The 12832-nt window shown below is 60.5% G+C and carries 15 protein-coding genes; 8 read left to right on the forward strand and 7 right to left on the reverse strand.

What is annotated here, in order from left to right:
• Window positions 1-14 precede the first annotated feature (14 nt).
• Window positions 15-692 carry a bifunctional 2-polyprenyl-6-hydroxyphenol methylase/3-demethylubiquinol 3-O-methyltransferase UbiG gene (locus HX790_RS18610; RefSeq protein WP_017136837.1) on the forward strand — a complete coding sequence of 226 codons (678 nt, stop codon included), beginning with the start codon at window positions 15-17 and terminating at the stop codon, window positions 690-692.
• Window positions 693-695: 3 nt separating this feature from the next.
• Here the strand turns inward: HX790_RS18610 and HX790_RS18615 are convergent, their stop codons facing one another.
• Entirely contained in the window at window positions 696-1907 is a 1212-nt protein-coding gene (locus HX790_RS18615) for a YgcG family protein (RefSeq protein WP_017136838.1), read from the reverse strand.
• A 127-nt stretch (window positions 1908-2034) separates the two neighbouring features.
• On the opposite strand from HX790_RS18615, the gene HX790_RS18620 reads away from it, so the two are divergent.
• Complete coding sequence (locus HX790_RS18620) at window positions 2035-2850, forward strand: alpha/beta fold hydrolase (RefSeq protein ID WP_017136839.1); 816 nt, start codon at window positions 2035-2037, stop codon at window positions 2848-2850.
• Window positions 2840-3973 (forward strand): PAS domain-containing sensor histidine kinase, encoded by a 1134-nt coding sequence (locus tag HX790_RS18625; protein ID WP_017136840.1) that lies wholly within the window; start codon window positions 2840-2842, stop codon window positions 3971-3973. Before HX790_RS18620 ends, HX790_RS18625 begins: the two co-directional genes overlap by 11 nt.
• Here the strand turns inward: HX790_RS18625 and dapF are convergent.
• On the reverse strand, window positions 3970-4773 hold the full coding sequence (gene dapF / locus HX790_RS18630; RefSeq protein ID WP_176991901.1) for a diaminopimelate epimerase: 804 nt from the start codon (window positions 4771-4773) through the stop codon (window positions 3970-3972). The genes HX790_RS18625 and dapF overlap by 4 nt on opposite strands.
• 104 nt (window positions 4774-4877) lie before the next feature.
• Between dapF and HX790_RS18635 the strand changes: the two genes are divergently transcribed.
• Together HX790_RS18635 and HX790_RS18640 are read left to right on the forward strand one after the other, a co-directional pair.
• Entirely contained in the window at window positions 4878-5906 is a 1029-nt protein-coding gene (locus tag HX790_RS18635) for an alginate lyase family protein (protein ID WP_176991902.1), read from the forward strand.
• A 42-nt stretch (window positions 5907-5948) separates the two neighbouring features.
• The gene (locus HX790_RS18640; protein ID WP_176991903.1) at window positions 5949-6509 is read left to right on the forward strand and encodes an AAA family ATPase; all 561 of its coding nucleotides are present in this window, start codon (window positions 5949-5951) and stop codon (window positions 6507-6509) included.
• Between the two features lie 131 nt (window positions 6510-6640).
• Here HX790_RS18640 and HX790_RS18645 read toward each other — a convergent pair whose 3' ends face one another.
• Window positions 6641-8224 (reverse strand): murein L,D-transpeptidase, encoded by a 1584-nt coding sequence (locus tag HX790_RS18645; RefSeq protein WP_176991904.1) that lies wholly within the window; start codon window positions 8222-8224, stop codon window positions 6641-6643.
• Between the two features lie 41 nt (window positions 8225-8265).
• Between HX790_RS18645 and HX790_RS18650 the strand changes: the two genes are divergently transcribed.
• On the forward strand, window positions 8266-8979 hold the full coding sequence (locus tag HX790_RS18650) for a murein L,D-transpeptidase catalytic domain family protein (protein ID WP_017136845.1): 714 nt from the start codon (window positions 8266-8268) through the stop codon (window positions 8977-8979).
• Between the two features lie 30 nt (window positions 8980-9009).
• Entirely contained in the window at window positions 9010-9756 is a 747-nt protein-coding gene (locus HX790_RS18655) for a creatininase family protein (RefSeq protein ID WP_176991905.1), read from the forward strand.
• 53 nt (window positions 9757-9809) lie between these two features.
• On the opposite strand, the gene HX790_RS18660 is transcribed toward HX790_RS18655, so the two are convergent.
• Complete coding sequence (locus HX790_RS18660; protein WP_017136847.1) at window positions 9810-10151, reverse strand: hypothetical protein; 342 nt, start codon at window positions 10149-10151, stop codon at window positions 9810-9812.
• Window positions 10152-10184: 33 nt separating this feature from the next.
• A complete protein-coding gene (locus tag HX790_RS18665; protein WP_176991906.1) occupies window positions 10185-10829 on the reverse strand; it encodes an ATPase in 645 nt (214 codons plus the stop codon).
• Between the two features lie 143 nt (window positions 10830-10972).
• On the opposite strand from HX790_RS18665, the gene HX790_RS18670 reads away from it, so the two are divergent.
• Complete coding sequence (locus tag HX790_RS18670) at window positions 10973-11218, forward strand: hypothetical protein (RefSeq protein ID WP_176991907.1); 246 nt, start codon at window positions 10973-10975, stop codon at window positions 11216-11218.
• A 3-nt stretch (window positions 11219-11221) separates the two neighbouring features.
• Here HX790_RS18670 and yfcF read toward each other — a convergent pair whose 3' ends face one another.
• Both yfcF and HX790_RS18680 read right to left on the reverse strand, forming a co-directional pair.
• Window positions 11222-11854 carry a glutathione transferase gene (gene yfcF, locus HX790_RS18675; protein WP_176991908.1) on the reverse strand — a complete coding sequence of 211 codons (633 nt, stop codon included), beginning with the start codon at window positions 11852-11854 and terminating at the stop codon, window positions 11222-11224.
• 98 nt (window positions 11855-11952) lie between these two features.
• Complete coding sequence (locus tag HX790_RS18680; RefSeq protein ID WP_256349286.1) at window positions 11953-12828, reverse strand: hypothetical protein; 876 nt, start codon at window positions 12826-12828, stop codon at window positions 11953-11955.
• Between the last annotated feature and the right edge of the window lie 4 nt (window positions 12829-12832).

Raw genomic sequence — 12832 nt, forward strand, 5'->3', positions numbered from 1 at the left:
TGCAGGAGCCCGCCATGAGCTTTTTTTCCGACCCTGATGCCGTCGCCCGCTACGCCGAAGGCCCTGTGCGTCTGGTACCGGGCTTCGATGGCTTGCAACGGATGACCATCCTGCTGCTGCGTGAAACTGTTCCAGCGACCGGCAGCGTGTTGGTATTGGGCGCCGGGGGCGGCCTGGAGCTAAAACGGTTTGCCGACGCCGAGCCAGGCTGGCGCTTTACAGGCGTCGACCCGTCGGCCGAGATGCTGAAGTTGGCGCAGGCGACACTGGGCCCTTTAAATGAGCGCGTGCAGTTGCACGAGGGTTATATCGATACCGCCCCATTGGGTCCCTTTGACGGCGCCACCTGCTTGCTGACCTTGCACTTCATTCCAGAAGAGGAACGCCTGCAAACCCTCAAGGCCTTGTGGCAACGGTTGCTACCCGGAGCACCGCTGATCGTGGCGCACCACAGTTTCCCCCAGGCACCGCAGGAAAAAAGCCGCTGGTTGAAGCGTTACGCCGCGTTTGCGGTGGACTCGGGCGTGCCGGCCGAGGATGCAGAGCGCGCGATTACCGCGATCAGCGCCAAATTGCCGGTACTGTCACCCGCACAAGATGCAGCCTTGATGGTTGAAGCCGGGTTCGAAGGCGTGGAGCTGTTCTACGCCGGCTTCAGTTTCAAAGGATGGGTAGGTTATAAACCGCGCTAGCGCTTACCAACTACCAGATGCCCCACCGCCACCACTGGAACCACCGCCTCCGGACGAACTGCTGCTTGAACTGGAGCTTGAACCCGAGCTGCCTGAGCTTGAGCCAGACCCGCCGCCCGAACCCGAGCCGCCATCGGAAATACTCTGCAAAAACACTATAAACGCCACCACCGAAGCGGCGGGTATGGCGATGATCCAGCCTTGATAACCGTGCCCCAGCAGTAACCCGACTGCCACATACACCGCTACCACCGCCGCCACCCGCACGAAGAAGAAGCGCGGGCTATTCTTCCAGGATTGGTGGATAACGAAAAACAGTCCCATATACAACGCCAGCACCAACGCGCAGCCAAACGGCCACACCAGCCAATGGACGAAGTTGACGGCCACGAAATGGTCGACCACCAGCAGCCCGGCAACGTAGGCCAGCACCCCAATCACGCAATAAAACACGGTGCGCGCCAGCCATAAGGCGCCGAAAGTCGCGCCGCCAATCAGCAGGGTCAGCGGCAACACCAGCAGGTACATCGGCCAGTCGCGACCGCCCCCATACAGCGTCAACAGTACCGTAACCGCCACGGTGGCGATTAACGCCGGGCGCCACGGCAGCTTGCCGGCGGCGATCAGCACACCGCCGACGCCTCCCAAGATAAACGCCAACAGCACCGCAATGGCCTGTGGGTTGACCTCAGGCCCCACCGGCTTGGGCAGGTCGCCGCCGTCTACCAGCACGCCCAGGTCATCGACGGCCTGTTGAATCCCTCCCGCATAGTCACCCTGGCGAAACGCCGGGGTGATGTGTTCTTCGATGATGCGGTGGGCCAGCAGGTCGGTGACCGTGCCTTCCAGGCCGTAACCTACTTCGATACGCACGGTGTGGTCGTTTTTAGCCACTACCAGCAGGATGCCGTCATTGACGTCCTTGCGCCCCAGTTTCCAGGCACGGAACAGTTGGTTGGCAAAGTCTTCGATGGTTGCGCCGCCGGTGGTGGGCACCAGCAGCACGGCAACCTGGGCGCCCTTGCGTTGTTCGAGGGTGGCGAGTTGAGCCTTCAAGCGCTCGGTTGTGCCGTTATCCAACGTATTGGTGAGGTCGATCACCCGTTGATCGAGGGCGACCTTGATCGGCGAAGTGTCCGCCTGGGCACTGGTCAACAGGCCGATAAACACCAGCGCCAGCAGACTCAAGACGGATTGGCGCAAATACAGCCGCATGTTTTGTTACCTGAAGTTTCTTCGAGGAGGCGTCGACTTTACCTTATAGACGTATAACGCGTGACCCCACGCCCGCGACTATCTAAACTGCCCACACATATAGCAATGCGCCATAGCTGAGAACCCCATGAACCTAAAGCACCGCAACAACGTCAGTGTGATGGGCAACGGCACGGCGACCTTGGTGTTCTCCCACGGTTTCGGCTGCAACCAGGCCATGTGGAATTATATGACGCCGCACTTTACCGAGCGTTTTCGCGTCGTGATGTATGACTTGGTGGGGGCTGGCCTGTCGGACCTCAGCGCATTCGACAAGACCAAATATGCCGCGCTGGGCGGTTATGCCCGCGATTTAAACGAGATTATCGACGCTTTCGCCAGCGGCCCGGTGATCCTGGTCAGCCATTCGGTCAGCGCGATGATCGCCACCCTCGCCGACCGCCTGGCACCAGGCCGTATCGCCGCCCATGTGATGATCGGCCCGTCGCCACGCTATATCGACGACGTGGGCTACGTCGGCGGCTTCAAGCGCAGCGATATCGATGACCTGCTTGACACGCTCGACAGCAACTACCTGGGCTGGTCCAGCACCATGGCCCCCGTGATCATGGGCGCCCCCGAGCAACCGGCGTTGAGTGCCGAGCTGAGCGACAGTTTCTGCCGTACCGAACCGGACATCGCCAAGCAATTTGCGCGGGTGACCTTTATGTCGGACAACCGTAAGGACGTGATCGGCCTGACCACGCCCGTGCTGATCCTGCAATCACGTGACGACCTGATTGCACCCGTGGCGGTGGGCGAATACCTGCACAGCGTGCTGCCCAACAGCACCTATTGCCTGGTCGATAATGTCGGCCATTGCCCGCATATGAGCGCGCCCGAGGCCTGCACGAGGGCGATGGACAACTTCCTGGCGCCATGGGCCATGGCTGATGTCGGCTGATCTGTTCGACAGCGCCGCCTGTGCCCTGGCGGTGACGGCTGAAGACGGCACGATCCTGCGCGCCAACACGCTGCTCGGCCAATGGCTGGGGCTGCGCAGTGCCGAGCTGTGCGGGCGGCGGTTTCAGGATTTGCTGACCATGGGCGGGCGAATATTCCACCAGACCCACCTGGCGCCGATGCTGCGCATGCGTGGCAGCGTCAGCGAAGTCAAACTCGACTTGGTGCACCACGACGGCCACAAAGTGACCGTACTGCTCAACGCCAGCGCCCGCGAACAGGCTGGCGCATTGGTACACGACCTGGCGCTGTTCGGCACCACCGACCGCGACAAGTACGAGCGCGAGCTGCTCAATGCGCGCAAGCTTGCCGAAGCCTTGTTGCAGGAACGCACCAGCACCGAATTGGCGCTGCATCAGGCCCAGGCGGAACTGAGCGAAGCCTATGCCATCGCCCAACGCCGCGCGTTGTTTGCCGAGCAGATGGTGGCGATCGTCAGCCATGACTTGAAAAACCCACTGACCGCCATCCGCATGGCCTCGGACATGCTTGCGCGCAGCGAGCGCACGCCCAGGGAGCACCAGTTGCTGGGCCATATCGGCCAGTCCTCCGAGCGCGCCCAGCGAATGATTGCCGACCTGCTGGATTTCACCCAGGCCCGGGTCGGCCACGGGATCAGCATCAAGACCACACCCCTGGACCTGCACGGCGTGATCCAGCACGCCGTGGATGAACTGCGCGTGGCCTTCCCCAAGGCCACATTAAAGCACCAGCCCGAAGGTATGGGCCAAGCGTGCCTGGATGCCGACCGGGTGCAGCAGATTATTGGTAACCTGGTGGCCAACAGCGTGGCCTATGGCGACTTGTTGATGCCAATTACCATCACCTCACGCTTGGGCGAAGGTGGCTGCCAAGTGGCCGTGCATAACCACGGTGCCGCGATCCCGCAAACGCTGCTGGCCGGGCTGTTCGAGCCCATGACCCGAGGCACCGACCAGGGCAGCGAGGTGCGTAGCGTGGGGTTGGGCCTGTATATCGTGCGTGAACTGGCCAGGGCGCACGGTGGAGACGTGGCGGTGAGTTCCTGCGTCAACGAGGGCACGACCTTTACCGTAACGCTTTAAAGCAGGTACGCCGTGCCCTGCATGATCGGCTCGACACGGCCGGTCAACACCACACCGCCCTGCCCGTCCCACTGCACAGTGACCGTGCCACCGTCGCATTGCACCTGAACCGTGGCGTCCAGCAACCCGCGCCGAATCCCATTGACCACCGCGCCACAGCAGCAGGAGCCGGAACCCAGCGGCACACCCCCGCCGCGCTCCCAGATACGCAGGCGGATATGGCTGCGGTCCAGCACCTGCACAAAATGCACATTGGTGTTGGCCGGGAACAGCGGATGGGTTTCCAGCGCCGGGCCCACGGCCGCCACGTCGATGGTGCTGATGTCGTCGATAAAATACGTGCAATGCGTGTTACCCATGCTGCAGGCGGCAGGCGCGCCATCGATGGGCAAGGTGCGGGTGTCCAGCGCGTCAGCCAGTGGTACGCCAGACCAGTCCAGCGAGGGCACGCCCATGTCCACCGACACTTGCTGGCCGGCGGCCCGCACGCACGTCAGCAAGCCTCGATCCGTGCGCAATACGATGGTGTCGCGACCGGTCTCATGCATCAAGCGGTCAGCCACGCCACGGGTGGCGCTGCCGCAGGTTTGCAGCGGCGTACCGTTGGGGTTCCAGAACTTGATGCAGGCCAGGGCGTCTTCGCAGTCGAGCACCACCGCCAGTTGGTTGAAGCCGATACCGGTGTGGCGGTTGCCCAGCCGCCGGGCGACCTGCGCAGTGATCGGGTCGTCCAGGCCACGGCGGTCGATGATGATGAAATCGTCGCCATGGGCATGCATCTTCACAAAGGGCAAGGTCATGGGCGGTCCTCGGTCGAGATCAGCCTGCAAGCATACGGGAGTTTCATCCAAGCCGTTTCAGCCGCGTGCTAGCGTTGGCACATCCTTATCCAACAGAACCGTCCATGAACAAAACCACCCTTGCCTTCACCTTGCTGCTGGCCGCGTTGCCCGCGGTGACGATGGCTGCAAGCCTTTGCCAGCCTGCGTCGGCAAACCCGGCAGCCCACGCGCTGCTGGCCGCCGCCCAACGGCATTTGGCCGACCAGCCTGCGCCGTTGCCGCAGGTGCACACCGAAGGCACCCTGCCGAACCATGGCATTCGCGAGCAAAGCCTGGTTGCCGAACAGGACTGGCCGCTGATGCGCCAGGCGGCGCTGGCCTGGCGCATCAGCGGTGACCCGCGTTACCTCAGGCAAGTCGACGACTACCTCGCCGCCTGGGCCGATGTCTACCAGCCGGATTTCAACCCCATCGACGAAACCAATCTCGATATGCTGATCACGGCCTATGCGCTTACCGCCGACCACCTGCGCCTGGAAACCCGCGCCGCCAGCCGCCGTTTTATCAGCAAGCTGGGCAATGGCTACATCGCGCATATCGAACAATTCCACGGCCAGAAAAAAGGCACCCAGACCAATAACTGGCAGAGCCACCGCATCAAGTTGGTGACCCTCGCCGCCGCCGCACTCAACGACCAGGCCATGCTTGAGCACGCTCATCAACTGTTTAAACAGCAAGTGGCCGATAACATCCTGCCTGACGGCTCGGTCACCGACTTCCAGGACCGCGACGCCCTGCATTACGTGGTCTACGACCTTGAACCGCTGGTGCAGGCCGCACTGGCGGCCAAGGCCTGCGGCGGCGACTGGCTGAACCTCAAAAGCAATGGTGCGTCGCTGGGCGCCGCCCTCGACTGGCTGGTGCCTTACGCCACTGGGCAACGCAGCCACCAGGAGTTCGTGCACACCCACGTTCAGTTCGACAAAGACCGTGCCACAGTAGGCGAAGCCGGTTACAGCGGCACCTGGGATGCCAAAAGCAGCGCGACGCTGTTCTGGCTGGCGGCGCAACTGGATAAACGCTACTTGCCCGTGGCCACACAACTGGCGGCCCACCCGGCCGATTGGATCAGCGCCTGCTATTTGAAGTAAGCGCGGCTAGACTGGCCGGGCGCCCTATTCAAAGGATTGACCATGCTTATTGTATTCAGCGGCCTGCCCGGCACCGGCAAGACCACGATTGCCAGCGAACTGGCACGTCGGATAAACGCGGTTTACCTGCGTATTGATGTGATTGAGCAGGCGCTTCGGGATGCAAACGTACTGACCGGTGATGTGGGCGCCAGCGGTTATGGCGTGGCGAATGCGCTGGCATTGAGTAATTTGAGAATGGGGCAGACGGTGATTGCCGACTGTGTGAACCCGCTGAAGGAAAGCCGGGAGGCGTGGCAGGCCGTGGCGGCGACAGCGGGCGTCGAGATGCTAGATATTGAGGTGGTTTGCTCTGACCTGCTGGAACATCAGCGCCGGGTGGAGGGCCGCACGGGCGATATTGCCGGGTTGGTGCCGCCCTCCTGGCAGTCCGTTTCAGTACATAAATATGAGGCGTGGGCTGAGACGCCACTGACTGTCGACACTGCAAGTGTGACAGCCGCCGAGGCCGTCGAAGTGATCCTGGCACACATCACCCCTCTGGCGAGCGGGCTTACCGTGGCGAGCAGGCTTGCCCTGCGTTGGGCTGCGAAGCGGCCCTAGTACAGTCACCGCGTTTTCTCAGAGACACATAAGCGTCTGGTTTTGGGGCTGCTACGCAGCCCAACGCAGGGCAAGCCTGCTCGCCACAACAGCCCCGCCTGCCACAACAAACCAGCTAGCCACATCGAGCTTCAGAGCACCGCTCCCATCGCCTTCACCAACACCGGGTCACGCGCATAAATATCCGGCGAGTACACCAACCCGCCTTGGCGATCGACTTCCACTGTCCAGTAACCCAACAGCACCGGCACCGGCGTGGCCAGCCTGAATTCATGGGTTGTGCCGGTGGCCAGCAATTCTTCGGTGCGCGTGCGTTCGGCCGGGGTTACCAGCAGGTCGCGCAGCATCATCGGCTGCTCAACCCGCACGCAGCCCGAACTGAATGCCCGTGGGCCTTTGGTAAACAGCGGCTGGCTCGGCGTGTCGTGCAAGTAAACGGAATAGGGGTTAGGGAAGCGCATCACGATGCGGCCCAGCGGGTTGCGCGGGCCGGCCTCCTGGCGCAGCAGAATGTTGCCGGGGTGCGACCAATCCACCTGGTCGGCCGTCAATGGGCGGCCCTGGGCGTCGAGCACTTGCAGGTTTTGCTGGCGCAGGTATTCGGGGTTGAGGCGGATGGCCGGGAGTTTGTCCTCACGCATGATCGTCGGCGGGATGGTCCACGTGGGGTTGAGGGTAAGCCGGGTAATGCGCGACTTGAGCAGCGGCGTCTGGCGTTCGGCACGCCCCACTTGCAGGCGGGTTTGCCACACCGGGATGCCGCTCTGGTAAACACTCAATTGCGCAGCCGCGACGTTAACCACGACACCTTCGGGTTCCAGGTCCTGAGCCAGCCAACGAAAACGTTCGAGGTTGATGCGCAACTGATCGCGGCGCATCGCCGGGCTGATATTGAGTTCGGCCACAGTACCCGTGCCTATCACACCGTCGGCCTGCAACGAGTGGCTGAGCTGGAAGGCCTTGACCGCCTTGACCAACTCGTCACGGTACTGCCGGCTGTTGCCCGTCGGCGCCTTGGCGAGATAACCACCGCTATATAAGCGCCGCGCCAGGTCGGGCACGCGCGGGTCCTCCATGCCTGGCTTGAGCAGCGGCCCGGTGGCGACCGGGTCCCAATGGGGCAACGGCTGCAGGCGCACAGTGGCGTAGGTATTGCGCAAGCTGCGGTACAGGTCGGCACTGGGGCGCGCCTGATCAAAGGCTTGCGCCATGTCTTGCAGGCCGGTGGTGGCAAAAGCCAGCACTTGGGTATTGGGGTCGAGGGTGGGTGGCTGGGAATGCCACAGCGGCTCGAAACGCGACTGTTGCAGGCGCCCGTAATGCAAATCCTGCAGGGCTTGCAGGTATTGCCGGCTGCTGCCGATATCGCTGCACAGCACGTTACCCGTGGCATCCACGGTAGGCAGGCTATAGTGGGTGGGGTCCAGGCCATCGTCGGCCAGCATCAGCAACTGAGATTGCAGAGTGTGGCGGCGCTCATCGGACCACAGCGTCACATTGCCCTGTTGCTGGTAGAACGCCTGCAAGCGCGCTTGGGTCGTTGCGTCTATCTGCGCGGCAAGGTTGGGGCAAACGCTGGGCAGTTCAGAAAGGGCCAACTGCACCGGGCTGGTCGAAACCACCGGCACAGCGTCCACCGGCAGCTCATCAGCTGTCGCGACCAGTGGTGCAACGAGCAGGCAAATGCTCAAGTAACATGCGTGTTTTTTGAACAATTGACTTAACTCCAATCCACAGCGGGGGGGATGTACTGTAGATGCTGACTTTAATATGCCGCGCCGGCTTGATCGCCATGACCCTGGCTACGCTGAGCAATGTTACGCTCGCCGCCACTGCCAACCCTCCTACTTTGTATAGCAGCCTGGCGCGCTCGGCTCCAGAACTCAATCCCACTGTACTGAAAAGCGCCCTGAGCGCGGTGCAATGCGCGGTCAACAACGGCGAGGAACGCTCGGATCGCCTGGCCGTCATTGACTACTCCCAGCCCTCTACCGCCCGTCGGCTGTGGATCTTCGACCTACGCAAGAGGTCCCTGGTACTGCGCGACCTGGTGGCCCATGGTGCCAAATCCGGGGAAAACTTTGCCACGCAATTCTCCAATCGGGAAGGCAGCCACCAATCCAGCCTGGGTTTGTTCCGCACCCAGGAGAGTTACTTGGGCACCCACGGCTACTCGTTGCGCATGGACGGCCTGGAGCCGGGCTTCAATGACCAGGCCCGCGACCGCGCACTGGTGATTCATGCAGCCGACTACGTCAACCCGGCGTGGAGCAAGCGCGAAGGCCGAATCGGCCGCAGCCAGGGTTGCCCGGCCGTGCGCCCGCAAGTAGCGCGCCAGGTGGTAGACAAACTCAAGGATGGGCAGTTCATGTTCTCCTGGTACCCGGACCAGCGCTGGCTGAAGTCGTCGACGTATCTCAACTGCAAACCCCAACAGGTGGCGAGTAGTCGTACAATCCGTGGTGGTTAGCCTGTCCCCACAGATAAAAGAGAGCGTCGCATGCTTCTACACACCTCCACCTGGATCGAAATCGGGCAGTTTCTGGAACGCAGCCGCACGGTGGTTGTTCCCATTGGCTCCAACGAGCAGCATGGCCCCACCGGCCTATTGGGCACCGACTGGATGTGCCCGGAAATCATCGCCCACGAGGCGCAGAAAAACGCCGACATCCTGATCGGCCCGACCTTCAATATCGGTATGGCCCAGCACCACCTGGGTTTTCCCGGGACCATTTCCCTGCGCCCTTCCACCTTTATCGCTGCCATTGGCGATTGGGTGCGTTCATTGGCCGGGCATGGTTTCGAGAAAATCCTGTTCTTGAATGGTCACGGCGGCAATATCGCCACCATCGAGGCGGCCTTTTCCGAGCTGTACGCCGAAGCCAGCTACGCCCGCCGCCCGGCCGGGTTTGCACTCAAGCTGGTGAACTGGTGGGACCTGGAAGGCGTCAACGAACTGGCTCACCGCCAATTCCCGGTGGGCCACGGCAGCCACGCCACGCCGTCGGAGATTGCGGTGACGCAGTGGGCGTACCCAGAGTCGATCAAGTCGGCTGAGTATTCGCCACAAATCGCCAACACCGGGCCGATCCGCGAAGCGCTGGACTTTCGCGCACGCTTCCCCGACGGGCGCATGGGCTCTGATCCCGCGCTGGCGACGGTGGAAAAAGGCGGTGAGTTGGTGGCGTTGGCGGCCAAGGGGCTGGTCAACACGGTGCACAACTTCAGCAACGAAGCCAAACCCTAGGCCCACCATAAATCCAAATGTGGGAGCTGGCTTGAACGGTGTGAAGGCTCGGATTACTTGCAATCCTGTGCCGCCAACTCAAGCCGCGATGGCTTGATCGCCGACGCCAGTGGCTTGCGCTCATACAGGAACACCTTGGTGCCGTCCTGGGACTTGTAGGCTTCCAGTACATCATCGGCGGCAATCTTGCTGGTCAACACCACTTTGGCGTGACGCGAGTTCTGGGTCACCGTCGAGGTAATGCCGTGTTTTTCAAGCTTGGGCAACACGCACTGCACATAGCCTTCAGGGGTCTTATTGGTTTGCAGGGTCAAGCTCGGAGCGTTGGGAGCGGTGATACAACCGGTCAGCAACAAAGGAGCCGCAGCCAGGGCCGGAACGAAAAAAGCGCGCATATAAAATCCTGAGTATAAAAAGAAAAGTTCACATCAACTGGCGCTTACCAACGCCTTGAGCGACACATCGAACTGCTTCAACGCATCAAGCTGTACATCACGCTGCTGTTCAATCTGTGTGGCAATTTCCGGCACCGCCTTGTCATGCACCCACACAGACGGCACCTGTTTGTGCACCGAGCCTTCAGCCTTGGCGATGTATTGCAGGTTCGCGTCATAGAACCGTGCAACAAAGCGCGCCTCAACCTGATCGTTACGCTGGGTCAGCAGCTGGTTGTGGGTATCGAGCACCACCACCACATCCGGGTGCGCCTGCACCAATTCATCGAGGCTGCTATAGACCGTTACTGTAAGAAAAGTGCCCTGCAACGAACTCATTAACCAATCGATGGCCAGTTCCGGGTCGGAGCTGTTGACGAACGCTTCACGGATGCGCCCGTCGAGGGCATCCTTGGCGCCGTTCATGGCCATGGCGTGGTAGCGTTCAAGGTAGCTGAGGTTGTCGCGGGTGTTTTCGCTGTACAACACCCCCACCGATTGCGCGTGCCGCAGGGAGTCTACGCTACCGACGAGAGGCAGCAAATGGCTTGTACGCAGATCATCGGCAATCGCCGGGTTGGCCAGCACCGTGGTGCCGAGCATCAGTATCATCAGGCCCAGCTGGATTACAGTCCTCATCGCGCATTTCCTTGAACAGCGTGTCGATGGCGTGATTGTCCGCTTTTGGCGCAAAAACAGAACGTGTGATCCTTGATGGTGACTATCATTTGAACCGATAGTGTCAGGCAGCCTAACTCCATAAAACCTATAAGGACCACGCCATGAAGCCCCACCAGAAAACCTTCGACCGCATCCGCGAAGCCGTATTGCCGGAGTTTCGCGAGCGGGTCGCCGATTACCTGGTTGAATATGAAAACGTGCTGCAGGACGACACCGTAGACGCCGACCTGCGTTACGCCAGCGCCCAGCAACTGCTCGGTTACCTGCGCGGCTTGAACACCACGCGGGTGTTGGGCATGGCCGATTGGGAAGACCTGGGCCGGCGTGTGGCCCAGGAATGGCTGTAACCCCTAGAGCGCCGGGCGGTGCAGGTTGACCCAGGCCTGCACGGAAGGCCGCTGCCATTGGTGTTGTGCATAGGCCACCAACTCGGCGGGCACGTTGTCACCGTTGAGGATCAAACGGTTGAGCATCACCGCCAGGTCCACATCGACTATCGACCACGCACCGAACAGGTACAGCGGGTTGCCTGCCAATAACGCCTGTGCCGCCTGAATCAACTTGTGCGCGGCCGCCTCACCCGCAGGCGACAACGGCGGCATCTTCTGCCCATAGAACACCACCAGCGTCGAACGTTCCTGGCGAATAGCCTGCAAGTCGCTGCGCAACCACGCCTGAACCTGCCGCGCCCTCGCCCGCTGTTTTAAGTCCGTCGGGTATACCGTGGTCTGGTGGAAAGCCTCATCCAGGTATTCGCTGATTGCAGAGGACTCCGACAAGGCGAAGTTGCCTTCCACCAACGTGGGCACACGCTGAGTCAGGGACAGTTGGACAAATTCCGCTGCCTGGTTTTGCGCCGTGTCCAGGTCAAGGGTGACGGTTTCGAAGGTCATGCCCTTTTCCAGCAGGGTGACGAATACCGACATGGCGTAGGGGCTGGTGTATTGGGCATCCACGTAAAGGCGCAACGATGGTGAAGGCATAAAAGCTCTCCTTGGGTGAGAGACCACGCTACGAGATCGGCGCCCAGAAAGACAATGCGCTGTTTTTATAGGGGCATTCCTGGTGGGAATGCATACTTTTATCCAGCGCTCGCCAATACTTGATCAAATGCGTAGCCCATCATGTTATTCAAGAACTTCTCTTGCCCATTGTCTACCGTGGTGCCTGAAACCTCAGTGGTGGTAAGTTCAATATCACTGAATGCGATCACTCGGCCCATCGTGCCGCCTACCAACCAAAAAAGCACATAAGCACCCAATGTCGCCAACACCTTGCTCCCCGGCGGAAGTTGTGTTGCAGCCACTGAGAGTGTTGCATTCCCCTTCATTGTCACGCCTAAAGAGTTGCCGAAATAGCTGCTTAAATTTTCCGTCGCGGAAGATAATCCGCTGTAAACCCCCGCGACAGTCGCGCCAACAAGAGTACCGGTATGCCCAAATCGCTGTAAAACATTCAACATGCCTACGGCGCTACCACAGTCGCAGGCTAACAGCAAGACGCCGCCCAGCGCTGCATACTCTTTCAGTCTATCGGCTTGTACCACGGTAAAATTACTGCCATGCAACCCGACAGACAGCACATCATATTTAGCCTTCAATTCAGCAGCCGTTATAGAGGGAGCAACAATATCTGCCGTGGCATCAATGGCGTCTACAGACTGGATTTTATTATAAGTCCCGTTGGGTCCGTAGTTTGCGGGTTCTTTAACCTGCGCCATCAAATTGGGGTAACTTGAATTACCAATGGCGACACCCGTAAAACCAAACTTTATAACCTGCAACTTTACTGGCTTGGTCACGGCCGCAGTCGCCGCCGAACAACAATGACGGTGCACATGAACATGCACGTGTATATGCACCTCTTCACCACTGAGGCAGTTCTTGTGATCTTCACGGCACGTCTCAGAAACTACGACACCACTGATTTCACGCGGGGACTGGCTTGAATCAGACATATTC

It is taken from the genome of Pseudomonas sp. IPO3747 (assembly GCF_013385245.1).
Taxonomy (GTDB): Bacteria; Pseudomonadota; Gammaproteobacteria; order Pseudomonadales; family Pseudomonadaceae; genus Aquipseudomonas; species Aquipseudomonas edaphica.

Coding starts and splice junctions, on each gene's coding strand:
- HX790_RS18610 (WP_017136837.1), top strand. CDS start 15: ATGAGCTTTTTTTCCGACCCTGATGCCGTCGCCCGCTACGCCGAAGGC.
- HX790_RS18615 (WP_017136838.1), bottom strand. CDS start 1,907: ATGCGGCTGTATTTGCGCCAATCCGTCTTGAGTCTGCTGGCGCTGGTG.
- HX790_RS18620 (WP_017136839.1), top strand. CDS start 2,035: ATGAACCTAAAGCACCGCAACAACGTCAGTGTGATGGGCAACGGCACG.
- HX790_RS18625 (WP_017136840.1), top strand. CDS start 2,840: ATGTCGGCTGATCTGTTCGACAGCGCCGCCTGTGCCCTGGCGGTGACG.
- dapF (WP_176991901.1), bottom strand. CDS start 4,773: ATGACCTTGCCCTTTGTGAAGATGCATGCCCATGGCGACGATTTCATC.
- HX790_RS18635 (WP_176991902.1), top strand. CDS start 4,878: ATGAACAAAACCACCCTTGCCTTCACCTTGCTGCTGGCCGCGTTGCCC.
- HX790_RS18640 (WP_176991903.1), top strand. CDS start 5,949: ATGCTTATTGTATTCAGCGGCCTGCCCGGCACCGGCAAGACCACGATT.
- HX790_RS18650 (WP_017136845.1), top strand. CDS start 8,266: ATGCTGACTTTAATATGCCGCGCCGGCTTGATCGCCATGACCCTGGCT.
- HX790_RS18655 (WP_176991905.1), top strand. CDS start 9,010: ATGCTTCTACACACCTCCACCTGGATCGAAATCGGGCAGTTTCTGGAA.
- HX790_RS18660 (WP_017136847.1), bottom strand. CDS start 10,151: ATGCGCGCTTTTTTCGTTCCGGCCCTGGCTGCGGCTCCTTTGTTGCTG.
- HX790_RS18665 (WP_176991906.1), bottom strand. CDS start 10,829: ATGAGGACTGTAATCCAGCTGGGCCTGATGATACTGATGCTCGGCACC.
- HX790_RS18670 (WP_176991907.1), top strand. CDS start 10,973: ATGAAGCCCCACCAGAAAACCTTCGACCGCATCCGCGAAGCCGTATTG.
- yfcF (WP_176991908.1), bottom strand. CDS start 11,854: ATGCCTTCACCATCGTTGCGCCTTTACGTGGATGCCCAATACACCAGC.
- HX790_RS18680 (WP_256349286.1), bottom strand. CDS start 12,828: ATGTCTGATTCAAGCCAGTCCCCGCGTGAAATCAGTGGTGTCGTAGTT.